This is a genomic window from Chitinasiproducens palmae (assembly GCF_900095735.1).
GTDB lineage: Bacteria > Pseudomonadota > Gammaproteobacteria > Burkholderiales > Burkholderiaceae > Chitinasiproducens > Chitinasiproducens palmae.
The window spans coordinates 97,424-124,082 of the sequence record NZ_FNLO01000001.1; the positions used below are offsets into that span (position 1 = coordinate 97,424).

20 protein-coding genes are annotated in these 26,659 nt (G+C 64.4%); 10 read left to right on the top strand and 10 right to left on the bottom strand.

Annotation, left to right across the window (positions count from 1 at the left end):
• Window positions 1-13: 13 nt before the first annotated feature.
• Together BLU54_RS23015 and BLU54_RS00230 are read right to left on the bottom strand one after the other, a co-directional pair.
• Complete coding sequence (locus BLU54_RS23015; RefSeq protein WP_139169366.1) at window positions 14-283, bottom strand: hypothetical protein; 270 nt, start codon at window positions 281-283, stop codon at window positions 14-16.
• A 182-nt stretch (window positions 284-465) separates the two neighbouring features.
• Window positions 466-1,203, bottom strand: coding sequence for a hypothetical protein (locus BLU54_RS00230; RefSeq protein ID WP_091903405.1), 738 nt, complete (start codon window positions 1,201-1,203; stop codon window positions 466-468).
• A gap of 374 nt (window positions 1,204-1,577) precedes the next feature.
• On the opposite strand from BLU54_RS00230, the gene BLU54_RS00235 reads away from it, so the two are divergent.
• The 6 genes from BLU54_RS00235 to BLU54_RS00270 all read left to right on the top strand — a co-directional run bounded on the left by BLU54_RS00235 (window position 1,578) and on the right by BLU54_RS00270 (window position 6,946).
• Window positions 1,578-2,027 carry a GNAT family N-acetyltransferase gene (locus tag BLU54_RS00235; protein ID WP_170844955.1) on the top strand — a complete coding sequence of 150 codons (450 nt, stop codon included), beginning with the start codon at window positions 1,578-1,580 and terminating at the stop codon, window positions 2,025-2,027.
• Between the two features lie 506 nt (window positions 2,028-2,533).
• Window positions 2,534-2,836, top strand: coding sequence for a hypothetical protein (locus BLU54_RS00240; RefSeq protein ID WP_139169368.1), 303 nt, complete (start codon window positions 2,534-2,536; stop codon window positions 2,834-2,836).
• Window positions 2,837-3,514: 678 nt separating this feature from the next.
• Window positions 3,515-3,976, top strand: coding sequence for an NUDIX hydrolase (locus tag BLU54_RS00245; protein WP_091903413.1), 462 nt, complete (start codon window positions 3,515-3,517; stop codon window positions 3,974-3,976).
• Window positions 3,977-4,149: 173 nt separating this feature from the next.
• Window positions 4,150-4,638 (top strand): acyl-CoA thioesterase, encoded by a 489-nt coding sequence (locus BLU54_RS00250; protein WP_091903415.1) that lies wholly within the window; start codon window positions 4,150-4,152, stop codon window positions 4,636-4,638.
• A gap of 188 nt (window positions 4,639-4,826) precedes the next feature.
• On the top strand, window positions 4,827-5,441 hold the full coding sequence (locus tag BLU54_RS00255; protein WP_091903417.1) for an IMPACT family protein: 615 nt from the start codon (window positions 4,827-4,829) through the stop codon (window positions 5,439-5,441).
• 980 nt (window positions 5,442-6,421) lie between these two features.
• Window positions 6,422-6,946, top strand: coding sequence for a hypothetical protein (locus BLU54_RS00270; RefSeq protein WP_091903423.1), 525 nt, complete (start codon window positions 6,422-6,424; stop codon window positions 6,944-6,946).
• A 926-nt stretch (window positions 6,947-7,872) separates the two neighbouring features.
• Here the strand turns inward: BLU54_RS00270 and BLU54_RS00275 are convergent.
• The 3 genes from BLU54_RS00275 to BLU54_RS24075 form a co-directional block, all read right to left on the bottom strand.
• Entirely contained in the window at window positions 7,873-8,418 is a 546-nt protein-coding gene (locus BLU54_RS00275; protein WP_235837722.1) for a LysE family translocator, read from the bottom strand.
• A 690-nt stretch (window positions 8,419-9,108) separates the two neighbouring features.
• Complete coding sequence (locus BLU54_RS00280) at window positions 9,109-10,974, bottom strand: phosphoenolpyruvate carboxykinase (GTP) (protein WP_091903427.1); 1,866 nt, start codon at window positions 10,972-10,974, stop codon at window positions 9,109-9,111.
• 363 nt (window positions 10,975-11,337) lie between these two features.
• Window positions 11,338-12,795, bottom strand: a complete 1,458-nt coding sequence (locus BLU54_RS24075) for a L,D-transpeptidase (protein ID WP_235837723.1) — start codon at window positions 12,793-12,795, stop codon at window positions 11,338-11,340.
• A gap of 137 nt (window positions 12,796-12,932) precedes the next feature.
• On the opposite strand from BLU54_RS24075, the gene BLU54_RS00290 reads away from it, so the two are divergent.
• The gene (locus BLU54_RS00290; RefSeq protein WP_091904424.1) at window positions 12,933-14,195 is read left to right on the top strand and encodes an MFS transporter; all 1,263 of its coding nucleotides are present in this window, start codon (window positions 12,933-12,935) and stop codon (window positions 14,193-14,195) included.
• Window positions 14,196-14,291: 96 nt separating this feature from the next.
• Here BLU54_RS00290 and BLU54_RS00295 read toward each other — a convergent pair whose 3' ends face one another.
• Window positions 14,292-14,987 (bottom strand): carbonic anhydrase, encoded by a 696-nt coding sequence (locus BLU54_RS00295; RefSeq protein ID WP_091903429.1) that lies wholly within the window; start codon window positions 14,985-14,987, stop codon window positions 14,292-14,294.
• 374 nt (window positions 14,988-15,361) lie between these two features.
• Between BLU54_RS00295 and dinB the strand changes: the two genes are divergently transcribed.
• Together dinB and BLU54_RS00305 are read left to right on the top strand one after the other, a co-directional pair.
• Window positions 15,362-16,513: a DNA polymerase IV gene (gene dinB, locus BLU54_RS00300; protein WP_091903431.1), complete on the top strand. Its 1,152-nt coding sequence runs from the start codon at window positions 15,362-15,364 to the stop codon at window positions 16,511-16,513.
• Window positions 16,514-17,044: 531 nt separating this feature from the next.
• Window positions 17,045-20,146: an EAL domain-containing protein gene (locus tag BLU54_RS00305; protein ID WP_170844956.1), complete on the top strand. Its 3,102-nt coding sequence runs from the start codon at window positions 17,045-17,047 to the stop codon at window positions 20,144-20,146.
• Between the two features lie 53 nt (window positions 20,147-20,199).
• Here the strand turns inward: BLU54_RS00305 and BLU54_RS00310 are convergent, their stop codons facing one another.
• From BLU54_RS00310 to BLU54_RS00330, 4 genes are all read right to left on the bottom strand, one after another.
• Window positions 20,200-20,613: a Rieske (2Fe-2S) protein gene (locus tag BLU54_RS00310; protein WP_091903434.1), complete on the bottom strand. Its 414-nt coding sequence runs from the start codon at window positions 20,611-20,613 to the stop codon at window positions 20,200-20,202.
• Entirely contained in the window at window positions 20,610-21,683 is a 1,074-nt protein-coding gene (gene hppD, locus BLU54_RS00315; protein ID WP_091903436.1) for a 4-hydroxyphenylpyruvate dioxygenase, read from the bottom strand. Before hppD ends, BLU54_RS00310 begins: the two co-directional genes overlap by 4 nt.
• Before the next feature lie 1,178 nt (window positions 21,684-22,861).
• Entirely contained in the window at window positions 22,862-23,365 is a 504-nt protein-coding gene (locus BLU54_RS00325) for a MarR family winged helix-turn-helix transcriptional regulator (protein WP_091903440.1), read from the bottom strand.
• Between the two features lie 219 nt (window positions 23,366-23,584).
• Entirely contained in the window at window positions 23,585-24,142 is a 558-nt protein-coding gene (locus BLU54_RS00330) for a metallophosphoesterase family protein (protein ID WP_091903442.1), read from the bottom strand.
• Window positions 24,143-25,274: 1,132 nt separating this feature from the next.
• Here BLU54_RS00330 and BLU54_RS00335 point away from each other — a divergent pair.
• The gene (locus BLU54_RS00335) at window positions 25,275-26,603 is read left to right on the top strand and encodes a replication initiation protein (RefSeq protein WP_091903444.1); all 1,329 of its coding nucleotides are present in this window, start codon (window positions 25,275-25,277) and stop codon (window positions 26,601-26,603) included.
• Window positions 26,604-26,659: the final 56 nt, after the last annotated feature.

Sequence of the window (26,659 nt, forward strand, 5' to 3'; positions counted from 1 at the left end):
CGCGGAGCAGCATTCAAATCCTGCCGTCATGCCACCGATCACACCACTCCGCCACGTCATCGCTTTCCGGGCGCACGTCGACGCCGTGCAACGCGTCCGCACTTGCGCCCTGCGCAGGGCGATCCAGGCCGTTGCGCCTTACCGCGGCCAGGGCATGGGGCCGCCGCAAGTCTGGGCGGCGCGACGGCATCTGCTCCATATCCGTCAGGTGCTTGAAGCGCAGAACTCCGCCGTTCTGGCGCGCAAGACCGGCATGCTCGATGCGCTGGAACACCGCCTTCAATGGAACGCCGCGCTCGCGGCCATGCGCTGAAGCCGCGGCCCAGCCAGTCCGGTCCGCACACCGCGCCGCAGGGCGAACTCGCCCGACGCCCTGCCCATCCATCGTGCCCGTACCGGGCCGTCCGCGCCGGGCGCATCGACTCCGCCGCGAACGGTTCGGCCGCCTGCCGCGCGCGATGCCGTTCACGGGTGGTGTGCCTCGGCGTCGTGACCGGCAAGCGAGCCGTCGCTGCCTCCGCCCATGCCGCCACCCATGCCACCCATGCCGCCCCCCGCCCCGCCGCCACCCTGACCCTTGCCGCCCTCCCGCGTCGCTTCGCGCGCCCCGTCCTTGCCGCGCGAACCGGATGGCCGGGTCGGCCCTTGCAGCGGAATCTCCAGGCTGTTCGGCACCGGCTCCAGGTCCAGCACGTCGCGGATGAAGTTTCGCAAGGACACCACCAGCTCCGCAGTCTGGATCGGCCGCCCTTGCGCCATTTCCGTCGCCGCGCGCGCCGCGAGTCGTACCTGCTCTTCGGTGCCCAACAGGATGATGTCGGCCAGCGCGGCTTCGACTGCGTCCCGAATCCGTCGGGGCCGTTCGGAGCCACTGCCCGCAGTGCGAGCGTCCGATGCGACCGCGGCGGCTTCCAACACCGCGTCCACGTCCCCTGCCGGCGGCGTCGCCATCGAAGCGCGCTGCAGATCGCGCAGATGCATCGGATCGACGGCCAGATTTCCCGTGAATGAGCCTCCGAGCGCGCGATAGGCGGCAATCAAGGTCCGCAGTCGTTCGTTGATCTGCCGGTTCTCGCGCTCGCGACGCTGCTGTACGGTCTGCATCAGAAGCAGCCGCACGCCCACGCCAATCAACGTGATGACGGCGAGACCCAGCAGGGTGGACATCAGGGCCTGCCAGGAGCTGAAGTCGAGGCTGCGCATTCTTTCTCCTTGAGCGCGACCCGCAAAAGACTGGCGAGCGCTCGGCGGTGCAATTTTGATAAAGTCTGGAAACTGTCCGGCCATTTGCAAGTCGCGGTCCAGGCCACGCGTCGCTCCAGCGCGAGCGCACGGCTTGGCCGTCGATCGCGATGGCAGTGGAGGCAGCGGTGGCGACGGAGAGCGCAATCGCAACAGCGACGGAATGGCAATCGAGCCGCCCATGCGCAAGCGCACGAGCGAGAACCGCGTCCCATGTCCTCCAACGATACAAGCCGCTGATGATGCCCGAGCCAGGTTCTCCGTCAACCCCATCCACCGTCTCGCCGCTTACGCTGCGGTGCGCATCGGCGGCCGACGTCGCGACGGTCACACGCATGCACACCGCCAGTTGGCGTTCCGCCTACCGCGGGATCCTTCCCGACGCCTACCTGGACGGCAACCTGGAAGCGGAGCGCTTGCAAGACTGGGCGTACAAACTGCCAGCGCTGGTGAACGGCGACGGCTTGGCGCTGATCGCCGAGATCGACGGGGAGCCACTCGGACTGGCATGTGCGATGAATGCCGACGCCGACGGCAGCGTGCTCCTGGACCAACTGCACGTGCTGCCCGCCGCGAAAGGGCGGGGTCTAGGTTCAGCGCTGATCGATGCGGTGGAGAATTGGGCGCGGGCGAGCGACGCTGACAGCATGCATCTGCTGGTGCTGTCCCAAAACGCCGCCGCGATCGGCTTCTACGAGTCGCGCGGGTGGCGACGCAGCGGCATGGTAAAGGCGCCACTCGGCGGCATCATCGTTGCGGCCTTTCGCTACGAATTGACCCTCTAGCGATCGACGCCCTGCTCGCCGCACCGTTCGGCGCAGGCGCGGGAGTGCGCCGGCCGCTGGCATAGGCCGAATCGCGCCGCTTGAGCATGGTCGCCTAAATCGCCTGGCGCGCCCCGGCGCGCGCGCGTGCGCGGATCCGGGCAGCGAGCTGCGCACTCGCTGCGTTGCGTCGCCTGCCGAACAGCCATCGCCCACCGGCCGACGTGCCATAGCGCGCACGCCCGGCCATGCGTCAGCGAAGCCGTCGGCTGGTCGGCAGTCAGCGCTGCCCGCAGCCGGTGCCCGGCGTGCGTGAAGACGCATATTGCGATGCGGGTCAAGCCACGCCTGCCGACGACCCGACGCGCGTTGCGTCAGCTTCGATGGCGCGCCGCTTGCGACGTCACGGCAATGCCCTCCGTTGCGCGGTCTTCAGAATACTTCTATGCGTGACAGTAAGAAACCGGTAAGCGCTGGACGCTACGATCGAACTCTTCCGCCCGGAGCTACGCTGCATGGCCTTTTTCTTGACGATCGTCCAGCTCCACGATGCGAACCCGACAGCTGATCGAAAGCTGCAGTCGGGAATGGAAGCGGCCGGCTTCAGCCGCCACCTCAACTGCGGCGACGCCGATACCTGCATCCTGCCGGACAGCGCATATTGGTATTCGTCCTCGCGCGCGGGTGATGATATCGAGACCGCACGGATCAACGAACTGGCACGGCGCGCCGCCGGCCCGACCGGCAAACGGTTTTCGATCCTGACCGTCGAGGTCGCGCGCGGTATCGCGATGATCTGGGACCTCGATCCCGTTTCGCAGCAAAAGTGAAACGCGCCGCGTCGGCGTTGCCACCGCGCGATGCGCTCACCCTGTAGGCAGCTCCCCTGTGGGCGGGTAAGCCACGGCGCCCGGCAGTGGATGCGATGGAACCAAACCGTGCAATGGCGCAGTCGCCAGATACGCTGCCTTTGCGGCGGCCGCCCTTTCGGCCTCGACGGCCGTTGGGAAATGTCCAAGTACACGCTCGAAGTAGCGCGTTCCTGACGCGTCATTCCACACGACGCGAACGCGGGCAGCGAACATTTGATCGCGGCTCACCTCGACCAACGGCGTTACTCGCCTGTCGATCGCCGTTATGACATTTAGAACCACGCGATGTCCCGGTGAGTGAACAGAGCCGCATTTTAATTGATGCATCGCGACCAGCGTCGTAAGCGCACTCTGAAAATGCCGCAAGCTACGCGACGCGCGGCCTGCTAATGCGGTAGCCGACCTACAATTCACCGCGCCATGCGAGCAATGCGAGCGTCCGGACGCCGAGGTCGCGCGCTGCCGGTCCCTGTTCTTCAAGGGTCGCCGTGCCACGCTCCCGCGACAAGATCGCCGCGGCCATGTTTCATTCGATCAAGAACCCGGCATGCATCATCCACGATCGCCGCGCGCTAAATCGGCAACGCGAATTTGCTACGCTACACATCCCAACGCGCACGAGCCGGTTCCTTCTTCATGACCATCGAAACAGTGTCCCACGTTGGACCCGTCGCAGCCGTCATCGCGGTCGTTCTATATCGAAACAAGGTTCTCCTGGTCCGACGCATCAATGCGCCCGACGCTGGGAAGTGGGGCTTCCCGGGTGGCAAGATCGAATTTGGCGAGACGATCGAAGCCGCCGCCGAGCGCGAGTTACGCGAAGAGACGGGCGTCGACGCCGTCGCGAGCGACGTGATTACCGCACTCGACGCACTCGATGATGTCGACGGTATTTCGCAACAACACTTTGTGCTCGTCGCCGTGAGGTGCCATTTTCGGTCCGGCGTGCCCGTCGCGGGCGACGACGCAATGGAGGCGCGCTGGTTCGACATTGGCGCGGTCGACGCAATGACGCTCGATCTGAGCGCAGGTGTGACGCACGTTTTGCATCGCGCAGCGACCCTCGTATCCGCCGGGGACGCGTCGCCGTCAGCGTGATTCGCCACTGCGCCCAAGCCGTCTGCCTTACCGCGCATTCGCGCCACGCCAGCGCGGTCGCATGCCGCTTCGCTACCGTCCGGCACGACTTTCAGAAACATTCTAGTATTCAGCCACGATCAGAATGCTCGGCCGCCCGCACGGCCGACAGCCACCTCACCGGGGAACCCACAATGAACGAAGACAGCCACCGATTGTCGATGACGGTGCTGATGACACCCGACATGGCGAATTTCTCGGGTAACGTGCACGGCGGCACGATCCTGAAACTGCTCGATGGCGTCGCGTACGCGTGCGCCAGCCGCTATGCAGGCCGCTACGTCGTGACCTTGTCGGTCGACCAGGTCGTCTTTCGTCAGCCGATCCATGTCGGCGAACTCGTCACCTTCCTGGCGTCCGTCAATTACACCGGGCGCAGTTCGATGGAGATCGGCATCAAGGTCGTCACGGAGAACATCCGCGACAAGTTAGTGCGCCACACGAACAGCTGCTATTTCACGATGGTGGCGGTCGACGACAACGGGCAATCCGTCGAGGTGCCACCGCTGCAACCTGCCGACGACATCGAGCGCGAGCGCTTCCGGAAAGCGGAGTTGCGGCGTGAACTGCGGCGCGAAATGGAAAGCCGTTACCAGCAGATCAAGACGCTCGGCACCTTGTAGCAAGCGACTGGGCGTTGCCTTGCGCGGCCCCCAGTCGAGCGCGTCGCCGGCCGCCTGCGTTAAGCTACGCGCTGCTCATCGAGCGAACGGCTCGCGTGCCGCGAGCAGTCTTGCAACGATCGGGCTGCGCGACGCCGCCGCGTGGCGAGGTCGACGTTGTCCATCTTTCTCTCTTGCCGTCCACTGCCTTGACGACCTACACGCTAGGCGCGCCGGTTAGCGCCGAACTCGAGATCCGCAAGAGCCGGTTCATCGCCCACGCGATGCCGGTTGCCGATCGCGTCGCGGCGATGGCGCAAATCGATGCGTTGCGGGCGGCGCATCCGGGCGCAACGCATGTTTGTTGGGCACTGCTCGCGGCTGGCCAGTCGGGCATGTCGGACGATGGGGAACCGTCCGGCACCGCGGGCCGGCCGATTCTGGAAGTGCTCCGTCATCATGATCTCGATGGCACGTTGGCGGCGGTTGTGCGGTACTACGGCGGCATCAAGCTGGGTGCCGGAGGCCTCGTGCGCGCTTACACGGATGCGATCGCAACCGCGCTGCGCCATGCCACGCGGGTCGAACGCATCCGCCGAACACGCGTACAGCTCGTCCTGGACTATCCGGACGAAGCCCGTGCCCGGCGCCTGATCGAACAGTCCGCTTACGTTCTCGATGCATCCGAGTACGGAATGGACGTACGGTTGACGGTCGATCTGCCACTCGATGAGCGTGCGAGGTTCGAGGCCAGCGTGCGCGACGCGACGCAGGGACGAAGTCGCTGTCTCATGTCGGACGACGAAAGCGACGCTGTCACCTGAAGGTTGCCTGAAGGAGACCCTGGGGGACTTCCCTGCTAATTCGGTCTCGTCACGCAGCGCTGGCGAAAACTGCTTCTCGCGCGGCGCATCGTTGTGCGGCTTAACGGCGGCAGTGCCGAATGGATCAGGCGACGCGCACGTCGTCCGCCATGAAGGCCGATAGCTCGGATCGACGACTCGCCGCCGAGAATCGATCGCTGCAGTGTCGCCGCCGACGGAAAACCCATCGCGCGGCATCGTCGAAATCGCTTGCTGATCGAAACGCCGAAGCAGCCCGAACGCTGCGGCTGCCATCGCGTCGAGCGGCATGCGGCGTGACGCCTCCTCGCGGACGAAGGCCGGCTTGTCCGAGCGAGTCGCAAAGCAGGTCATCGGGTCGGACCGCGCCGAGCGCCTGCAGCGTGCCTTTTCGAAAGACGGGCAACACGCGATGGTGTGGAGATTGCTACGCTTCCCTATCGTTTCGTGCGATGCACCGTTTCCGGTGCCGCGATTATCGGTTGCAGCTCGCTGTCAGAATGAACAGACCGCGAGCGCCAACGACCAAGTCGTGACGTCGCCGGAACCGGTGGATGCGAGATGGTGTGCGTGCCGAAGTAAATTTCGATGCTGCGGCGGCGCCTCGCAACGCGGTGCGCCGGTTGGCGCACCACGGACGTCGCGCAGTCGCCGACGAGGCGCGGCATCGTCACTTCGCGACTAATACGATCTGCGATGGAAGTGACGACTTGGATCGGAATCGCTGTGACTCGCGTAAATAGTTGCGAGGCTTGGAAGAAACACCTGATTGCGATAACCACTGCATGCGCGTTTGCGGTCATAATCAAAGCGTGTGACCGCGCGCAACGTACCGACGATGTCGTTAAAGTCACACGGACCGGCATCAACGGTGTGCGAAGTAACGTTTGGACGCCATCCTGGATTGACACGTCACCAGAACGCGGCAACACTTCGCGGTTTAACCACTAAGGAGAATAAAGATGGCAACGGCAAGCAAGGCAACATCGGTAGAGAAGCTGGAAGCGGCGGCGAATCGCCTGGGCGAAGCAGCGAAGAAGGCACTGGCGAAAGCCGAACAAGCTCGCAAGGACGCGCTGCAGAAAGTATCGCAATACGAGAAGGCCGTGAAGGCTGCGGTCAAGGAAGCGAAGGCGGCAAGCAAGGCCAGTGCGAAGAGCACGACCACGCGCGGCGCTGCGGCGAAGAAGACTACTGCGCGCAAGAGCGCCGCCGGCAAGACTGCGGGCACGACTGCTCGCAAGACGACGTCGGGTCGTTCGACGGGCCGGGCTGCAGCGAAGGGCGCATCGGCGAAGACCACGTCGACCCGCGGTGCCGCCAAGAAGGCAAGCAGCAAGACCACGACGGCGCGCAAGACCTCGGCACCGGCCAAGGCGCCGACCGCTCGCAAGACGGCTCGCAAGACGCCGACCAAGCGTGCTTCGAAGACCGCCGCACCGGCAACGCCTTCGACGTCGTCGACCGAGTCGGGCAACAACGCCTGACGCGAGTCGCATCGCGCTATTGACGCGACTGCCGGCGCGCCCCTCGGGGCGTTGTCTGGTTCGCGCGAGATGAACACGGCCCGCCCATGCGGGCCGTGTTCGCATTCCGTCTCCGAATCGATGCGCTGCGTGAAGCCGGCAAGCCGCTTCGCGCGCCCGCTCGCCGTGCATGCCCCGCGCAGCTCACCTGGATCTCGCGGCGTCGCGCACGCCTGCGTGGTGAATCGCAGCGCCCGGGCGCCCCGACGCGGCCTCCCGGTCGACCCGGCGTTCGCGCCGAAGCCTTCCACCGACGCCAGGCAATCAGGGACGGTGGCGCCCCATCTGCCCAGCCGATCCACGTGCCGCTTCCAGTAGCTGCCGGCGCGGCATCCGAGCGACGTTCCTTTCGCCCACCTTGATTCGGTGGTGCTCCTGTTCCTGCGGACGAAGCAGGCGCGGCTGTCGGCCCATCGCATCTTTACTGATTTGCTTAGCGCGATTCCGCGTCAAAAAATTCGGACGGCGCGGGAGAAACTTGCGTCGCCGAGCACGGCCGTCTACAACGCGGTGTCGCACAGGCATTCTTGCGCAGCGACAGTAAGGGACGGGAATCGCGCGCCCATGCCGGCGGCGCGCGCAGTCGGATGCGATGCACGGTGCCGACCGCCTGCTGCGCAGCGTCGAGGAGTAAGGCCCTGCGAACGCCGGCCATTTCGCGATGCTTCGTCCATCCGCTACCGGTGACTTGCGTCCGCTGAAGGCTAAAGACGATTCACGCCGTACGTGCCTCCGCCTAACTGTTGCGCCCGTCACTCGCAAGCGGGCTCGACAACAGCCAATCAACGCGGTCGTGCGGAGTGTGGGCTCAAGTCATCGAGCCAGACAACCATTACCGTCTCCCGCGTGCACGGGATCGCATTGCAAGGCACGTCGCTCGGCGCGTATCAGCGGAAAAAAGAGAATGCGAGCGCGACCAGCGCGAGCGCCATGACACCATTGAAGATGCGCTGCCGTCGTGGACTGTTCAGCGCGTTGCGAATGGCGACACCGAAGAGCGTCCACAACGACAGACATGGGAAACCGACGATCGCGCCGACGACCGACGCGGCGAGCGCCCAATGCAGCGGTGCGTAACCGAGCGGCTGAAACGCGGAGGCGATCGTCAGCGCGCGTATCCAACTCTTCGGATTGACGCCCTGGAACAGGGCGGCCTGCCAGAGCGAAACCGGTCGCGGCGCAGGCAGACCCGCCGCACGAGTGCGCGTCAGCTTCCAGGCGAGAAATACGAGATACGCCGCGCCGGCGATCCGCAACCACCACTGCAACGCCGGATAGGACAGGAAGACAAGACCGAGACCCAGACAAGCGAGCATCGTCTGCAATGCGATGCCCAGAATGCAGCCCGAGATTTGCGGCAGTGCGGCGCGGTAGCCGAAGTTGGCACCGGCGGTCGCGACCATCAGATTGTTCGGGCCGGGCGTGCTAGACATCAGCGCGCAATAGCTCAACAGGGGCAGCAGTTCTTTCAATGGGGAACGGTCGTCGACAGAAGGGCGTAATGTAGCGCCGGGCCAGAAAGGCGGCAAGTGCGGCGACGGGCTTCTCGCCAGGATGGTCCGCGCGTTCGTCACGCCGGTCACCGTGGTGCGGGTCGAGACAGGTCGCGACTCGCGATTGCCTCGCGATCGACTCACGATCGACTCACGGTCCACACAGGTCGATGCTGCAACGGTGGAGGCGTGGTTGTGACAGTACTACGATCGTTGCAAGGCCGACCCGATTTCGGCATCGCGCGCGATTGGGACGACTCCGGCTAGCTGTCGGTAACGGCGTGACGCTGCGGTCCAATGTCGCAGCGGAGACTGTACGCGTCGCGGACCTCGCATCGCGTCAAACCGCATGGCGCGCTGTTGGCGGCACCGGGACGACGCTTGGCGCAGGTCGACGGCTTGGCATCACATTGGAGCGGACGCGCGTCGCGGGCTGGCCGACCGCGCTCTCCCGTGTCACGACCCGCATGGCCGCACCGACCACTGAACGCGTGAGCCGCGGTGTCCGCCGACTGCCCGCTCGCTCCAGCCGCGGCGCGGGAGGCACCAGCGAATTCGGCGCCCTCAGGCGCCGAATGGTGCACAGCGTCAGCGCACCGCCAGGCTCTGCGCCCGACGATTTGCGCTGGCTCAGGCTGACAGCGCGCTCAGCCGCGTATGAATCTCGGCCTGGGTTTCGCGCAACGCGGCCGGCAGGCCGGCTTCGAGTTTCTGGAACAACTCGTCATGCAACGCGAGTTCGTCATGCCACGCCTGCGCGTCGATCGACATGACGCTGTCGAACGCATCGCGGTCAAAGGACAAGCCTTCCCACTCCAGGTCCTCGTAGGCGGGCGACACGCCGAACAGGTGGTCATGGCCCTGCGCGCGGCCCTCGATGCGGCCCACGATCCACTGCAGGACCCGCATGTTCTCGCCGAAGCCCGGCCAGACGAACTTTCCGTCCGCGCCCTTGCGGAACCAGTTCACGCAGAAGATGCGCGGCAGCCGCGCGCCGCTGTCGCCGAGGCGCTTGCCGAGCGTCAACCAGTGCGCGAAGTACTCGCTCATGTTGTAGCCGCAGAACGGCAGCATCGCAAACGGGTCGCGCCGAACCACACCCTGCTGTCCCACCGCAGCCGCCGTGGTCTCTGAACCCATCGTCGCGGCCATGTAGACGCCCTCGGTCCAGTTGCGCGCTTCGCTGACCAGCGGCACGGTGGTCGAACGACGGCCGCCGAAGATGAAGGCGTCGATTTCGACGCCGGCCGGATTCTCCCATTCGGGATCGATCGACGGGCACTGCGAAGCCGGCGCGGTAAAACGCGCGTTCGGGTGCGCCGCCTTGCGGCCCGTGCTGCGTCCGATCTCGGGCGTCCAGTCCTGGCCTTGCCAGTCGATCAGGTGCGCAGGGGCCTCGTCCGTCATCCCTTCCCACCAGACGTCCCCATCGTCGGTCAGCGCGACGTTGGTGAAGATCACGTTGCGCGCGAGCGTCGCCATCGCGTTGGGATTGGTCCGCTCGCCCGTTCCGGGGGCAACCCCGAAGTAGCCAGCCTCGGGATTGATCGCGCGCAGCCGACCGTTGGCATCAGGCTTGATCCACGCAATGTCATCGCCGATCGTCGTGATCTGCCAGCCGGGCAACGCCGCCGGTGGGATCAACATCGCGAAATTGGTCTTGCCGCAGGCCGACGGGAAGGCCGCAGCGATGTGGTGCTTGCGGCCCTCGGGCGACGTGACGCCGAGGATCAGCATGTGCTCTGCGAGCCAGCCTTCGTCGCGTCCCATCTTCGACGCAATGCGTAGCGCCAGGCACTTCTTGCCAAGCAGCGCGTTGCCGCCATAGCCCGAACCGTAACTCCAGATCTCGCGCGTTTCGGGATAGTGGACGATGTACTTGACGGGGTTGCAGGGCCAGGCGACATCGGCCGCGCCATCGACCAACGGTGCGCCAACCGTGTGCACGCAGGGCACGAACTCGCCGGACTCGCCGAGCACCTCGTAGACCGCGCGCCCCATGCGGGTCATGATGCGCATGTTGACCACGACATACGGGCTGTCCGAGAGCTCGACGCCGATCTGCGCGATCGGCGAACCGAGCGGACCCATCGAAAACGGCACTACGTATAGTGTTCGGCCACGCATCGCACCGTCGAACAAACCGTCCAGGGTGCCACGCATCTCCTTCGGATCGGCCCAGTTGTTGGTGGGACCCGCATCCTCGCGCCGAGCCGAGCAAATGAAAGTACGGTCTTCGACGCGCGCCACATCCGACGGGTCGGAGCACGCCAGGAAGGAGCCCGGACGCTTCGCCGCGTTCAACGGACGCAGGGTGCCGGCAGCCACCATTTCAGCGCACAGGCGATCGTATTCTTCCTGGGAGCCGTCGCACCACACGACGCGGTCCGGTTTCGCAAGCGCGACGATGCGTCCGACCCACTCGATGAGGGCTGCATGGCGGACATATGCGGGCGCGCCCAATGTCGTGCGCGTTTCGTCGGCAGGCTGAGTCATGCGTGTCTCCGTATTTTTGAAATGGGGTGCGCGCGGTGCTGCCACCGCGATGCATCGGCAAAGTATGCCACGCGTGTCTTGCCGACGGCGCGTGGCAAGCCGCACGCCTGTCGGCGCACTTGACCTGGATCAACACGCCAATGCCGCCGCGGCGCCGGCGCCGCGTGCCTTATGACTGCTTCGACGAGCATCGGATCGACGCAGAAGCGGCAAGAAGCGCGCTGGTTCGCGGCAAAGCCGTGGCAGGGCAAACACTTGGCAACCATCGACATGGCGGTCGCCGCGGTGTCTTACTGGCCAGCGCGCCGCAGCGATTCCTCACGCTCGCGCGCCGGTCGGAGGCCGGATCGCCCCGTCTCGTCATTAATCTGCGGTGTCGTTGGCCACGGCGTCCTTGTACTTATCGCCGTGACGCTTAGGGTCGGGCGACCAGCTGGGTCGCTGTTCCGCGCCGGAGTCCAGGACCACGAGATAACGTCCCGCATCCTTGACCGGCTTGCGGTCGCCGTGAAGCACGGCGACCGACTGCGTTTCCTTTTGCCGTTTCTCGTATTCGGCATCCAGGACGCCGTGTCGGTCAAGGAATGCGTTCAACGTGGCCGGGATCCGCACGCAGCCCTTCGAATGGCGCTCGCCGAGCAAAAACTCAAGCCGGTCCGGATCCGTCGCGTGCATCTGGAAACGCATTGCGCTGCTAGCCGGCTTTCCCCAGCCACGACGCGCCTGCTGCCAGCCGAAATCATAGACGCGCATGCCTTTGGCGCCATAACCGCGGATGCCATTCTCGTTTTTCGTGCCTTCGGCCCGGTAGTCCATGTTCTCGGGCGTGTGCAGGAAGACCCCGAGGGGCGTGATGAAGTGCTCGAATTTGCCCGGCATGCCGGTGGAAACCGGAGACGCACCCACCATTTGCCAGTGCTGATGCGCGTTGCCACGCCAGAACAGGAACAGCGCCTGCACGTTTGGATTGCGGTCGACCGCCACGACATACTGGTTGGCAAGGTCGGGCACCTTGGCCGCGGCCAACGCTCTTTGCAGCCGTTCCGCATAGCTGCGCTGGGCCGTCGCGGGCACGTCGAGGCGTCGGTCGACTTCCTGTGCGAACGCGCCCTGCAGTTCCGAGCTGTGTGCGAGTAGATCGGCCACATTCGCGCGGGCGCAGCCCGGCGCCGCGATATTCATCATGCCGACGGCGGCAAGCGAAACGGACAGACGTCGCATCCGTCGGACGGCCAATCGGCAGCGCGTGCCAGATCCGGGCATTCCCGCCTGATGTGTCGACGACCGCATCACTGGCATTCCCACGCCGTGCGGCTCCGCTGGAACCGTCCGCGGGCTCTCGCTTTCGATGTCGAGCGTGCCCGACCCGACCGCCTTCTCCGCACCGATCTTCGCAGTGTCCATTTCACCGCGCCTGCCAAAGACTACCCATGCATTTGCTACAACCATGACCATCCTGTTCCTTGCGACGACGCGCGGAAACCAAGCAAATCGCTTGCCCGCGACGCTGCGGTGTCGTCGCTTCGGAGCGCCTCGCGTGAGCAGCCGATCTGCGTCGGAGTCCGAGAACGTGCTCGACCCATAGCTGCCCGGCAGCGCTCGTGCCAGTTCGGACTCGTCTGGAAACCGCAGCCGCCGCTTGGATCGCACGCGGCACAGGCACGGCCAACCTCGGTTCGCCGCACTCGGTGACGCGCTCCGCCACGCTCGGACGCGCGCCGCAATTGCCGGACGCACGCGCGGCGGTCGCTCGCGTCGCCGCCAGTCGGCTTTAGTGATGTGATATGTTGCTGCGCAGCACCCCCGCGCGTCGCGCGCCACGAAGCAAGGCCGCGCAGGTGCCGACGCTGTCGCCGGCCGACGCTTTGGAGTGCAGCGCCGCGATGCCAACCCAATATTCGGGCACGCCGAATCAGCGGTCGCTTGCCGACCGCCCGACCGTGCCCGCGCTCCGCACGATGCCCACCGACTCTACTCCTGATTCCACGCCGCCCGGCTCCCTTCCGTCCGACCCGCCCTACATGACGCGGGGCAGCGCGCGTTATCGACGCGCCAGCATTGCGCTTTTCTGCGCCGGCTTCGGCATCTTCTCGATGCTGTACTGCGTGCAGCCCCTGTTGCCTTTGCTGTCGGAATACTGGCAAGTGACGCCAGCGCAGAGCAGTCTGTCAGTATCGGTCACCACCGCTGCGCTCGCTTTCTCGATCATCGGCATTGGCATGCACGCCGATCGCGTGGACCGCAAGGTGTTGATGAGTGCGGCGCTGATGCTCGGTGTGCTGTGTACCTTCGCAGTCGCCTTGTCGCCGAGTTGGCCCGCGCTGATCGGACTGCGCCTGCTCGAAGGTGTGGTACTGGGCGGCGCGCCAGCCGTCGCGATGGCGTACCTCGCCGAGGAAGTGCATGCGCAGAGCCTCGGTTTTGCGATGGGGCTGTACGTCGGCGGGACTGCGATCGGTGGCATGTCGGGACGCGTCCTGACCGGCCTGGCCGCCGATTTCTTCGGCTGGCGGGTGGCGCTGGGCGTGGCCGCGTCAGCCGCGCTGATCGCCGGCCTCGTGTTCGTCAAACTGCTACCGCCCTCGACACATTTCAATAAACGTCAGGGAAATGCGGGCAGCCTGTTCAAGACGCTGGTGGCGGAAGCACGTAATACCGCTCTGTTGCGTTTGCTCGCACTCGCCTTCCTGGTTATGGGCAGCTTCGTGTCGATCTACAACTATGCGTCGTTCCGCCTGGGCGCGCCGCCCTATTCCCTCAGCCAGACGGCGATCGGTGCTATTTTCGTCGTCTATCTGTTGGGCAGCGGTGCGTCGACGGCATTCGGACGGCTGGCTGACCGCTTCGGGCGCCGGCCCGTGCTGCTCGCAGGCGCGAGCGTCATGGCAGCCGGTGTGTTGCTCACCTTGAGCGCGCCGCTCGCGCTGATCATACTCGGCATTGCGGTGATGACCGTCGGCTTTTTCGGCGCACATTCGGTGGCGAGCGCAACCGTCGGACGGGTCGCGCGCGGACCCAAAGCCCAGGCGGCATCGCTGTATCTGCTCAGCTACTACCTCGGTTCCAGTGTCCTCGGATCGCTTGGCGGCACCTTCTACCGCATTGCCGGATGGCCCGGCGTCGTCGGCATGGTGACTGCCGCGCTGTTGCTTGCGGTGGTGACGATGGCCTGGCCGTCGCGCACGGCCGGCGCGCCGCCGAAACATCCCGGCCATGCATAGCACGCGTTAGCCTGACGTACCGCGGGGAGATGCCAGGACGCGGCCGCGTCAGCCAGCAGCCAGCAGCCAGCAGCCAGGCAGCGCTTACGCCGCTAGTCAGGCAGCGCCGCTCGACCCCGGCTGGGCGGCGCCTTCGGCCGACGACAAGTGCTTCGAGCGCACCGCGCAAACCTTTGGATGACGATCGAGCGGGAGAAAGCCGCCCGATTCGCCGTCCATCGCGTCAATCGAGCCGCTCTCGATGTCGTACACCCAGCCATGCAGGTCCATGCGCCCCTGCGCCAACGCCAGCGCAACGGACGGATGCGTGCGGATGTTGGCCAGTTGTGCAACGACGTTGTCACGCACCAACGCGCTCAGACGCGCCTCTCCGGAACCGTATTCGCGCGAGAAATTGATCGCGCGCGCCGCGTCCGCATGTCGCAACCAGCTTGCCACCGCCGGCAGATGGTTCAGACACATGCAGGAGGAGATGGCGGTCATCGCCCCGCAGTCCGAATGCCCGCAAATTACGATGTCCGACACCCCAAGGACCGACACCGCGTATTCGACGGTTGCGGATACCCCGCCCGGTTCCGGTCCGTATGACGGCACGATGTTGCCGGCGTTGCGGATCACGAAGAGTTCGCCCGGTTCGCGCTGGGTCAGCAGCTCCGGGACCACCCGGCTGTCGGAGCAGGTGACGAACAAAGCCTTGGGCTTCTGATGATTGGACAGCTCCTTGAACAGCTCCGATCGCTCCGGGTAGGCGGTCTGTCTGAATTTCAAGAAGCCTTCGATGATTTCCTGCATGCTTCGCTCCGTGACGCATGTATCGTGAAGACGGCGGACGCGGCGCGCCCGGCGACCTCGAATCGGGTCAGGCGCGATTATCGCCTGTTCCGGCGCCGCGCACTCGAACGGGCGTTCGACTGAACGACACAGCGCTGTCCGGTTCGCATGCATCGCTGCCGCGGAATGCGCCGCGAGCGCCCTGCCGAGTCACCCGCCCCGCCACTGACCCGCCGTGTCGCTGCGCCGCGATACCCTATAATGCGCCTGGTCGGACGGCCCAAAAATCGAGACAGCACAGTCCGGCCGATCCCGATGCCGCTTCCGGCACGCCGCCGCCGCCCGTGCGTGCGCGCGGCCCCCGCGACTGGTGCGAATCGTCTCCCTTCCATCCCATGAGCGCGGACGCACGTCGCATCGCCCACCTCGACATGGACGCGTTCTACGCGTCGGTCGAACTGCTGCGCTATCCCGAATTGCGCGGACGCCCGGTCGTCATCGGCGGCGGGCGGAGCGCGACGCCCGAGGTGGACGAGCAGGGCCAACGTCACTTCAAACAGCTTCGGAACTACGTCGGACGCGGGGTGGTCACGACCTCCACCTACGAGGCACGGGCACTTGGCGTGTTCTCGGCGATGGGCATGATGAAGGCGGCGCGATTGGCCCCCGATGCAGTGTTGCTGCCGACCGACTTCGATTCGTACCGCCGTTATTCGAGATTGTTCAAGCAAGCGGTCGCCGCCTTCACGGATCAAATTGAAGATCGTGGCATCGACGAAATCTACATCGACCTGAGCCAGCTTCCGGAAGCGTCGGCACCGCTGGGTAGGCGCATCAAGAACGCCGTGCGCGAAGCGACCGGCCTGACCTGCTCGATCTGCATCGCGCCGAACAAGCTGCTGGCCAAGATCGGTTCCGAGCTCGACAAACCGGACGGCCTTACCCTGTTGACGATGGACGATGTGCCGACCCGCATCTGGCCGCTGCCTGCGCGGAAGGTGAACGGCATTGGTCCGAAGGCCAACGAAAAGCTCGCGACATTGGGCATTACCACGGTAGGCGACCTCGCTGCCGCCGACCCGGCCGTGCTGCAAACGGCCTTTGGCCGCAGCTATGCGAGCTGGCTGGGGGACGTCGCGCACGGGCGCGACCTACGGCCAGTGGTCGTCGAGTCCGAACCCAAGTCGATGAGCCGCGAGACCACCTTCGAACGCGATCTGCACCCGCGCCACGATCGCCCGACCCTGTCGGCGGCATTCACCGGACTGTGCGTGCGTGTCGCCGAGGACCTTGCCCGCAAGGGCTATGTGGGCCGCACGGTCGGCATCAAGCTGCGCTACGACGACTTCCGCACCGTGACGCGCGATCTGACCCTGCCGGAACCGGTTGCCGACGCAACAGCGATTCGACGCGCAGCGACCGAGTGCTTGAAGCGCGTTCCGTTGGTGCGTCGCTTGCGCCTGCTGGGTGTACGCGTCAGCGCGCTGGAACCGGCTGGCGCCGTCGCAGTGCCGGCCCCCGAACAAGGCGAACTGCCGTTCCGCTGACGCACTACGCTTTCTCCGCTCTGGACAACGCATCGTCCTGCCCAGCGGTCAATCGCTGCCCGCTCTGCGGGCCTGCCGCGGGGCACCGCTGCACGTCCCGCCGGATCGAGCGGCGCCGATGGATGCGCCGCCGGGCGGCGCCGCGCTCACTGTTCGCCGCTGGCCTCGCCTTGTCATGCCGCCCCAACGCCGTCGCAGCCATTCCGGCGTCATCCGACTCGCCACGCCCCAAGGACGGCGGTTCGTCGCAAATTGCGATACTTGGCCCGTTTCCTGCGCTCCGATACACGGGGAAACCCGCGTTTATGTGGCGTGGTTGATGCACGGCGGCACGGCTTTGCGCGATCAGCGCGCCGTTATGGCATGCTTGACTTGTCACACCAGCTCGCCGGGGGGGGACACCCCGCCGGCGCACGCGTGCCGAACACCGAATCGATATGACCTCCACTGCTACGGTTCGAATGGCCATCCGCGCCAGCAACGGCATGTCGTGCAATGGGCAGCACTCGCGCCGCGCACCGGACGTCCTTGATGCGTGAACGTCGAGCCGATTCGCGCCCACGGCCCCGCCGCCAGACCTTCTGGCTGAGCGCAGGCATCGCCGCGCTTGCGCTCGCTTTCGACGCGGTTGGCGGTTTCGTTCTGTGGCAAGAGCATGAGGATGCGCGCTTGCAGGCGCAGACGGAGATCGCCAACGTCGCCAATGCGGTCGCCCGCGACATCGCGCGCAATGTCGAAGTGATCGATCTGGCGCTGGAAGCCGTTCGCGACAACCTGCACCACGACAAGCTTTTTTCGCTCGGCCTGGGACTTAGTCATTCGCTGCTGTTCCAGCGGGCCGCCGTCGCGAAAAAGCTGGGCGCAGTGATCGTCACCGATGCCGACGGCAACATCGTGCTGGATTCGTTTGCGCTTTTTCCGCGCCAGGGCAACATCGTCAACCGCCCTTTTTTCACCGCACAGAAGGCTGACCCGCACCGCGGCCTGTTCATCAGCCTGCCGACTGTCAGCAATCTCAATTCGCTGTGGTACATCTGCCTGAGTCGGGCGATTCTTACTGCCGATGGCAAGTTCGACGGCATCGTGTTTGGCTCGCTGAAGCTCGATTACTTCGACCAGCTGTTCGCCCAGATCGACCTCGGCAAGGCGGGGACGTTGGCACTCGTTCGCGCGGACGGCCACCTGATGTTCCGGCGGCCCTTCAAGGTCGAGGAGCTGGGAGCCGACCTCAGCCCCAGCGCGCTGATGGTCAACGCGCGCCGCGCACCCTCGGGTCACTTCACCACCATCTCGCAGCTCGACAAGGTCGAACGCATCTACGCCTATACGACCTTGCCCGGCAGCGACATGCTGCTTTCCGTCGGTCGCTCGGTCGACGAGGTCTATGCGCCATGGCGGAAACGCGCCCGCTCGATCATCCTGATCTTCGCGGGCGTGAACCTCGCCATGTTTGCGATGGCGCTCGTTCTGCGGCGCGCGTTCCGTCGTCAGCAGGCAGCGAGTGACGAGGCACAGCGCAACGCCGCGCTGTTCAGCGGCGCGCTCGACGGTTCGCCGATCGGCACGGCCCTGATGGAGCTGCACGGGCGCGCGACTCATGTGAACCCGGCACTTTGCGAGATGCTCGGCTACAGCCCGAGCGAGTTGCTCCAGTCGGATCTGGCCAACCTGACGCACGATGACACGCGCCAGGCAGACGAGATCTGGATCAACCGCATGCTGAACGGCGAGATCACTTCCTACGCGACGGAATGGTTGCTGCACACGAAGAGCGGCGCCACGCTCTGGACGCTGCGAAGCGTGTCGTTGGTCCGCGACGGCAATGGACGCCCGCTCTACTTCATCGGTCACGTGCAGGACATCACCGCGCGCAAGGTGGCCGAAAAGGCACTGTATGAGGAGAAGGAGCGGCTGCGCATCACGCTGGTGGCGATCACGGACGGCGTGATCGTCACCGACGCGCGCGGCCAGATCGTCTTCGCGAATCCGGTCGCCGAGGTCATCCTGGGGCGTCACGTCGCGACCCTGGCCGGACAGCCCGCGGGTACGGCGATCGCGTTGCTCGACGAGGCGACGCTCGCGCCGCGACCGGACATCGCGGCAGCATGCCTCGGCCCGAATGGCACCGAGCAACATCGCAGCGGCGGCGTGATTCGAGATCCCGCCGGCACGCTCCGTTTCGTGGAGGCCAGCGCGGCGCCAGTGCGGACACCGGGCGGCGAAAGCCTCGGCAGCGTCGTGGTGCTGCGCGACGTGACGGAATCGCGCGACCTGCAGCAGCGGCTGATGTACAACGCCTCGCACGACAGCCTGACCGGCCTGCCGAACCGGACCGCGTTCGAGGCCGCGCTGGACGCCGCGATCGCCGAAGTGCGCGGCACTGCAACCACCCACGCGCTGGCTTTCCTGGATCTTGACCGGTTCAAGATCATCAACGACAGCGCGGGTCACGCCGCGGGCGATGCACTGCTGAAGGCCGTGGCGGAACTGTTGCGCTCGCAGTTGCGCGCCACTGACATGGTCGGCAGGCTTGGCGGGGACGAATTCGGCGTGCTGTTGCACAATTGCGCGCTGGATGACGCGCGGCGCGTGCTCGAACAGGTCGTCCATGCCACCGAAGCCATGCGCTTCGACTGGGGCGGGCACCGCTACTCCGTTGGTGTCAGCATCGGCCTGACCGACATCGTCGACGACGCCACCAATCGCAGCACGCTGCTCACGCAGGCCGACGTGGCTTGCTACGCGGCGAAGAACTCGGGACGCAACCGCGTCAATGTCTACCGAGACGAGCAGAGCGAGGCGATGGACTACCATCGCAAGATCCTCGTCGCGGCCGGCATCCGGCAAGCCATCGACGAGGACCGCTTTGCGCTGTTCGCGCAACGGATCGCGACTACCCGGCCGTCGGAGGAACAGCGGTACGAGATCCTGACCCGGATGCGGGACAGCAATGGCAATACGATTTCACCCGGCCTCTTCATTCCGGCAGCCGAGCGCTACGATCTGATGGCGAGCATCGATCGCTGGGTGCTGCGTCGCCTGATGATCGATTATGGCGAAGCGCTCGCCCGGGTGCCGCACCTCAACGTGCACGTCAACCTGTCGGCCAATTCTCTGAACGACCCGCACCTGCTCGATTTCATCGAATCGCTGTTCGCCGCGTCACCGTTGGCGCCTAAGACGATTACTTTCGAGATAACGGAGACGGCTCTCGTGCGCAATGCGGAGTCGGCCGCGCACGTGATCGGGCGGTTGCGCGCACAGGGCAGCGAGGTGGCGCTGGATGATTTCGGGATCGGCCTCAGCTCGTTCAGCTATCTGCGGAGCTTCCCGGTCGATGTCGTGAAGATCGACGGCGGCTTTGTGGTCAATATGTCGCGTAACACGGTCGACCGGAATATCGTCAACTCGATTCATCGCATCGCCACTGAACTGGGCGCACGGACGGTGGCGGAATCGGTCGAGAGCGAGACGACGCTGGAAGAAGTGCGGGCGATCGGCATCACGTACGCGCAGGGCTACGCGATCCACCGTCCCGCGCCGCTCGAGGACGTGATCGCAACCGACATGCACATCACGGATCCCAGCACGGACGGCAACGGTAAACCGGACGTGGGTCCGCTCGACGCATAAGTCCGCGCGAGGGTGGCCGCGCGTTGCGCCGCCACGCGCCCTCGGGCGCGCGTTCAGGCGGTGAACACGACGCCTTCGTCGACGCGCAACGGCCACGGTGTCAGCCGCGCACCGCTGCACGGCCCAGCCACACACTTGCCATCCTCGACCTCGAACAGCGCGCCGTGCCAGGAGCACATGATCAGACGGCCGTCGTCGGTCATATAGTGGTCTAGCGCCTGCGCAAGTGGCAGACCCGCATGCGGGCACCGGTCGACGTAGCCGTACACGCTGCCGCCGCGCCGCACGACGAAGCCGTGGAAAAAGCCCTCGCCGATTTGCAGGACAAGGTTGCGCGCGGCACCATCGACCAACGCGGCGAGCGGCAGCAGCCGCACATTCGGCGGCGTGCCGCTCAGCCGTTCGCGCGCCGGCGCCGCGCCGTTGCCACCGGCCGCGGTGCCGGCCGTGGTGCCGACATCACTCATGCGGACTCGACCTTGATCACGCCACGCCGGATCTGATCGAGTTCGATCGACTCGAACAGCGCCTGGAAGTTACCGTTGCCAAAGCCTTCATTGCCCTTGCGCTGGATGATCTCGAAGAAGATCGGTCCGAACAGGTTCTCCGTGAAGATCTGCAGCAATAGCCCCTCGTCGGTGCTGCCGTCGATCAGAATGCGATTGCGCTTCATCCGGGCCAGGTCCTCGCCATGATTCGGGACGCGTTTCTCGACCAGGTCGTAGTACGTCTCGATGGTGTCCTGCAGGGCCACGCCCCGCTCGCGCAACTTCTCGACCGTCTCGTAGATGTTGTCGGTCGTCAGCGCAAGATGCTGAATGCCCTCGCCGTTGTACTGGCGGATGAACTCCTCGATTTGCGAGTTTTCGTCCTGGCTTTCGTTCAGCGGGATGCGGATCGCCTTGTCGGGTGCGATCATCGCCTGGCTGAACAGCCCCGTGGCCTGCCCCTTGATGTCGAAATACTTCTGTTCGGAAAAACCGAACACCTGGCTGTAGAACGTCGACCAGGTGCGCATCTCGCCACGCCGCACATTGTGTGTCAGATGGTCGAGCGTCTTGAGCCCTACGCTGTTGCGCGCTTCGGCTTTCTCCGCGCCAGGAATCGGCGTCCAGTCCGCATACAGCGAACCCGATTCGCCGTGACGGTCGACCAGGTACAGCAAGCTGCCGCCGATGCCTTCCAGCACATATGAATCGGCACCAAGCGCTCCTTCGTCGGCTTTGGCCGCACGAGCGCCGCGGGCGAGCGCTGCGTCGAATGCCGCTTTCGCATCAGCCACCCGGAAAGCCATGCCGTTCGCTGACGGGCCATGCGCCGCGCGGAAGGCGCTCGCCTGACCGCTGTTCTCCGAGTTCACCAGCAGGTTAATGTCGCCCTGCTTGTAGCGAACGATCGCCTTGCTGGGATGCTTCGAGAACGCGGTGAAGCCGAGGCGCTCGATCAGCGCATTCATCGTTCCGGCGTCCGGGCTGGTGAATTCGACGAATTCGAAACCGTCCAGGCCGAGCGGATTGTCTTGATCGTGGGAACCCATATCTCCTCCAATCTTTCTAAAAAGGCTTACCGCAAAACTATAGACAATCGAGAAACAGGTTTCAAGTGAAACCAGTTTCGAGATGTTCACGATTGCCATTCAGGACCGGTAGATGCGACAGGCGTGCTCGAGCACGCCGGCATGGGCGCCAAATCGGCGCTCGGACGACGTTTGCCAATCTTGATGCAATGTCGAGCGGCCCGGCGCCCACGCGGGCGGAGGGCTCATCCGCGCAACTTCGGGCGCCGGTCGGAAGCTTTGCCGTGCCGGCGCGATGGCGTGCTTTGTCGGCGACCGCGGCGGATCGCAGAGAACCGCTCGACAGTCGCGTTCGGCTTGCCACGCAATCGAAGCGGGGCGTAGCGAGCGGGACTGGCGCGCTGCCGACGGCGCGCGGGCGAAAGATGCGCTGGCGTCAGCAGCGTGTGGCACGGGCGATGCGCCATCAGGGCAGGACCGGGCGCCAAGCGGTTACAGCGCTGCTCGGTCGTGGGACGGTGGTGGCCGTGGCCCCTACGCTGTGAAACGATGCTGGCGCTGACCCGGTGCAAGGATGAGCGGCTCCGCGATCCGGCGCCAACGGCGATTCGCTCGCCGACAGCGGGAAGGCGATCGATCGAAGGTCAACGACAGTCCGACCTCGTTCAGGTGAACTTGTATGGTACGGCGGACGACTCGCGGCGACAGGTGCGCCTCCACCGCCCGGGACCGTTGCATGATCTCGCGCCGCGCTGACCGTGGCGCTCGTCTTGGGCCTACGACCGCAGGAAGGTGGTCCGTCGCCAAGCCGGCTGCTCTGGTCGAGTCGGGCCGGGTGCCTGCTGGATCGAACCGTTGCATCGTTGGGCTGGGACCGCCACCGCGGCTGGATTCGGAGAGCGTATGCGCCAGCCAGGCGTGTCAGCGCTCGGAAATGCGGAGCGGAGAGACGCCTGGCTGGGCGGCGCCACCAGCAACGGGGGTATTCATGCCGCCGTGGGGCCTTCTCATGGCGGACACGCACTGGCGATGTGGTCGCGCTTCGACCTGTGGGCGATCGCGGAGCGGCCTCACATTGACCCCAAGCCTGACTCCGAAGCCGCTCTAGAGCGGCCAACGACGCCATGGCAGCCGGCTGTTGCACGGCGCCGCCAAAGCGCTGCAACCACGGCTGCCACCGCCGTCGTAATGCCGAGCCTTCAGCGCCGCTTGCTGAGCTTGTGGGCCGCTTCCTCCAATCGCAGGAGCGTTCGTTTAAGCTCCTCGACCTCTCTGGCACTGAAATCAGCCAGCAGTTGCCCTTCTATGGCCAGCGCAGCGGGCGCAACGGCCTCGTATAGGGCTCGACCCTCAGTGGTCAGCGCGAGCCTGCTGGAGCGGCCGTCTGCCTCGTTGACCGAACGCGCAACCAGCTTGCGCTCCTGCAGCGCCTTCGCGGCACGGCTAACGGTCACCTTGTCCATTTTAGTACGCTGGCCAATCTCCATCTGTGTCAGGCCTTCCACCTCGCCGAGAATCGCAGTAACGCGCCACTCGGGAATCCGCAACGCGAACAGACTTTCATACGTCTCGTGGATCAGGTTACTGACCACATTTGAGGCAAGCGACAGGCGATATGGCAGAAAGGCATCGAGACGCAGCTCGGGTTTGACCGAGACTGCCGTATCGGCTGGGCCAACCGTTCGCAAGGGGCGGGCTGTCATCGTTTAATTGTGGGTCGGTTCGGTACGTGGCGAAGCGCTGCCCGACTATACACGCTAGTCCGTCAATGGCCAGTCGGCGCACCGCCCGTGGACCATAGCCATTCACCTTTTTCGTGATCTACCGGGCCGCTGCGACGAGGACGTACCAACGGCTTTCACCTTTCAGGAGATCGATATCATCCGGAACCGCGGCCGTCGCGCACCGATGTGGAACCGCTTTCACCGTTTCCGCGCCGATGCCGACGTTACGGAAAGAACACGGATCTCGGTGTGCGGTCCAGTCGCCATCACATGCATGATTGCTACGGTAATCGGAAGATTGAACCGCCGCGGCCCTGCACTACCGGGGTTCACCACCAACCTGCCGTCGGCTGTCTGGATGTTGGGACGGTGGGAATGGCCGCAAACAATGACCTCACAGTCCGCTGGCGGCGGTCCGAACGCGTCGTCGTTGATATCGTGGATCAGCCAAAAGCGCAGCCCGTAGAGGCTAACGTCTATGGTATCGGGGAGATCCACCGCCCAGGCGAGATCGTTATTGCCGCGGATCGCCGTGACCGGCGCAAGTGTGCCTAGTGCGTTCAACACTTCGATATTGCCAATATCACCCGCATGCAGGATGGCGTCGCAGCCTTGCAGCTCGCTTAGCGCCTCGGAACGTAACAGACCATGTGTGTCGGAGATCAAGCCTATTTTGGCGAATGCAAGCGGAGACTGCGTACCATCCAAGGACACCTGTTGGGGGATCGATGAGTCCGGCGCGCTGCGTCCTACCATGCGGTTTCACCTTTGAACCATATCCACATACCTGTGGCGACCATAGGGATGAACCAAATAACCATATCCACATACCTTTCGGCCCATAGGGTGTAACCCTTCGTCCCAGACACGTGTACCTCAATGCGCTGAGCGCCTTGGCTGGCGCGGGTTTCAGCCGCCTAAAGGTTAACTAAACAAGAGAAGTGTTAACTAGTAAACACAACCCCGCGTGCCTCTGGACTTAGATGCTGAGAAATCACTTGAACATCGCGAGAGCATGAGGCCCAATGATTGTTACACAGAATCAAGTACTTCCTGAAGTACGCTAAGCAACAGTCTTAGAAGTTCAGGCACGACCTGCTACAAAGGTGCACAGCAATGGTACATCGTGCTTGGAACACAGCCGTCTTTCGAGAACGCAGTTTCAGCTACCTCTACTGGTGAACGTTTATGGTCGGACTTTTCATTGGTGCACGCCTATGGTTCCGCACTTTCGACCCGTGCCCGCTCGGTCCCGCTTGGGCGAATGCCAGGTAAGAAGGGACTCCGCGGGATGATTGAGTTGAAAGGTGAATGGGTATGGTCGGCTGTCATAGGTGAACCTTTATGGTTTGCAACGACGGCGCAGCGCCTGCGCATGAGGCCGCTGATTCCATGAAGGTGAACGTCCATGGGAGAAAATCTGCATGGCTGCCCGGGATGAGCCTGCTCGAAACGTGAAAACCGCTGGTTCAACCATACGCATGCACCTATTGGCTTCGGAACGGCGACCAGCGTGATGGCGGTCCTGGCCATTGCATCATCAAACGGTACATGTTGCTCGCGGCGCACAAAGCGCCATTGCAAGCGGGCAGCCCGGGGTCGGTCCTCTTCTTCGTAGGTTCACCGCTATGGTCGTTCCAACCGTGGACAGGTACACGCGTATGGTCGATTTTTGCAGGTAGGTGCATGCCGATGGTCATACCAGGCCGTGCGTTCGGCCTACGCCGCGGTTCGCCAGGATCGCTAGCCGCCGTTGCCTCGGTCCGCGCGGACTGGGTTAATGCCTGTGGTACGATTGCGACGTTCCAGCCGGTCCTTGCTCCGCTATGGCGGCGCGCCGCTCAACGAACAACCAGCAAGGCACCACACACGAAGAAAAAGGTTATCGATGGCTAACGCGCCGCGGACAGTCAAGGAAGCGCAGATTGCGTTGTTTCAGACGCCCGAACCCCCGGAGCCATTCAAAAAGGCTGTCCAGGCAGTGCATATCGCCCCGAAGTCAGGGGCGATTACGCTGCAGCAGGCCAAGATGTTCAATGCGCTCATCAAGAACGCAATTGCGCAGCACGGCGACGATCAGCGCCTGACGTTCGAATACTCGGTGAGGGACTTGATCGAGGACGTCGGCCTGAACAGCAACAATCGCAACTACGTCAAGGCAACGATCAATTCGCTGGTCGGCACGGTGGTCAACTGGGATCACCTGATGCATGACAGCCGTAGCGTTTGGAAGGCCTCTGGTCTACTGTCTGGCGCCGAAATCGACGGGTCGCGGCTTCGTTATAACTTCTCCGATCAAATCCGCGAGCTGTTGCTCAACCCGGTCATGTACGCGATGATCGATATGCGGATCACGCGACAGTTCAAGCGCGGGCATTCCCTAACGTTATGGGAGAACGTCGTACGCTACGAGGGTGTCGGCCGCACCGGTCGAATCCCGATCAAGACGTTCCGTGAGCTGTTTCTCGGACAGGACTCGGCGAAGAGCTCGTACCGCGAATACAAGATTTTCAAGAGTCGCATTCTGATTCCAGCGATGCGCGAAGTGAACGAGGTTACCGACCATACCGTCGAGCTGATCGAATACAAACACGGTCGATCGGTGGCCGAGGTCCAGTTCACCATCACGCGAAAACCCAGCGCGAAGTCGGGCGACGAGGTGGACGCCGAAATGCTGCGCGCGGTCACGCGGTTGGGCGTATTACCGTCTGAGGCGCGCAAGCTGATTGCGGAATATGGCGACGAACGGATACGCCAGGCAATCGAGTACACCAACGAGCGTCTCGGCAAGAAGAACGCGCCCGCCATCGATAATGTAGCGGCCTATTTCCGCCGTACGCTAAGTGAGGGCTGGAAGAGCAACTTGTCTGGTGCGGGTAGTCCCCTGCCCTCGAAAGACTCGCCCAGCGCGACGAACGGCCTGTCTCCGGAAGATCTTAAAAACCGTTACCTCGCAAGCCAGGTTCCGCTCGCGAAGGACTATCTGAAGGAGCTGGCGGTCGAAGATCAGAGCGCGCTGGTCGAGGAGTACAACGCCCAGGTCAGTGTGAAGCAACTGCGCATGTCGCTTTCGAGGAAGCCGTCGGCCATGGCCGAACGTAGTTTCCTTGGTTGGGTCGCCGAGCGCACATGGGGCGAGCCGAGTGACCGTGACCTGCTGCAATTTCTGCTGACTGGCATGGCCAATGGAGCGGCGGCAGACGACATCGCCGAGTGATGCGACGCCGCCGCGCGAAACGGGGGGCCAGGCTGACTGAAACGGGCCCCTCCCTG

What these genes read in the sequence shown, in the direction of transcription:
- BLU54_RS00230 (WP_091903405.1), bottom strand. Translation starts at nt 1,203, where the DNA reads ATGCGCAGCCTCGACTTCAGCTCCTGGCAGGCCCTGATGTCCACCCTG.
- BLU54_RS00235 (WP_170844955.1), top strand. Translation starts at nt 1,578, where the DNA reads ATGCACACCGCCAGTTGGCGTTCCGCCTACCGCGGGATCCTTCCCGAC.
- BLU54_RS00245 (WP_091903413.1), top strand. Translation starts at nt 3,515, where the DNA reads ATGACCATCGAAACAGTGTCCCACGTTGGACCCGTCGCAGCCGTCATC.
- BLU54_RS00250 (WP_091903415.1), top strand. Translation starts at nt 4,150, where the DNA reads ATGAACGAAGACAGCCACCGATTGTCGATGACGGTGCTGATGACACCC.
- BLU54_RS00270 (WP_091903423.1), top strand. Translation starts at nt 6,422, where the DNA reads ATGGCAACGGCAAGCAAGGCAACATCGGTAGAGAAGCTGGAAGCGGCG.
- BLU54_RS00275 (WP_235837722.1), bottom strand. Translation starts at nt 8,418, where the DNA reads ATGTCTAGCACGCCCGGCCCGAACAATCTGATGGTCGCGACCGCCGGT.
- BLU54_RS00280 (WP_091903427.1), bottom strand. Translation starts at nt 10,974, where the DNA reads ATGACTCAGCCTGCCGACGAAACGCGCACGACATTGGGCGCGCCCGCA.
- BLU54_RS00290 (WP_091904424.1), top strand. Translation starts at nt 12,933, where the DNA reads ATGCCCACCGACTCTACTCCTGATTCCACGCCGCCCGGCTCCCTTCCG.
- BLU54_RS00295 (WP_091903429.1), bottom strand. Translation starts at nt 14,987, where the DNA reads ATGCAGGAAATCATCGAAGGCTTCTTGAAATTCAGACAGACCGCCTAC.
- dinB (WP_091903431.1), top strand. Translation starts at nt 15,362, where the DNA reads ATGAGCGCGGACGCACGTCGCATCGCCCACCTCGACATGGACGCGTTC.
- BLU54_RS00305 (WP_170844956.1), top strand. Translation starts at nt 17,045, where the DNA reads ATGCGTGAACGTCGAGCCGATTCGCGCCCACGGCCCCGCCGCCAGACC.
- BLU54_RS00310 (WP_091903434.1), bottom strand. Translation starts at nt 20,613, where the DNA reads ATGAGTGATGTCGGCACCACGGCCGGCACCGCGGCCGGTGGCAACGGC.
- hppD (WP_091903436.1), bottom strand. Translation starts at nt 21,683, where the DNA reads ATGGGTTCCCACGATCAAGACAATCCGCTCGGCCTGGACGGTTTCGAA.
- BLU54_RS00325 (WP_091903440.1), bottom strand. Translation starts at nt 23,365, where the DNA reads ATGACAGCCCGCCCCTTGCGAACGGTTGGCCCAGCCGATACGGCAGTC.
- BLU54_RS00330 (WP_091903442.1), bottom strand. Translation starts at nt 24,142, where the DNA reads ATGGTAGGACGCAGCGCGCCGGACTCATCGATCCCCCAACAGGTGTCC.
- BLU54_RS00335 (WP_091903444.1), top strand. Translation starts at nt 25,275, where the DNA reads ATGGCTAACGCGCCGCGGACAGTCAAGGAAGCGCAGATTGCGTTGTTT.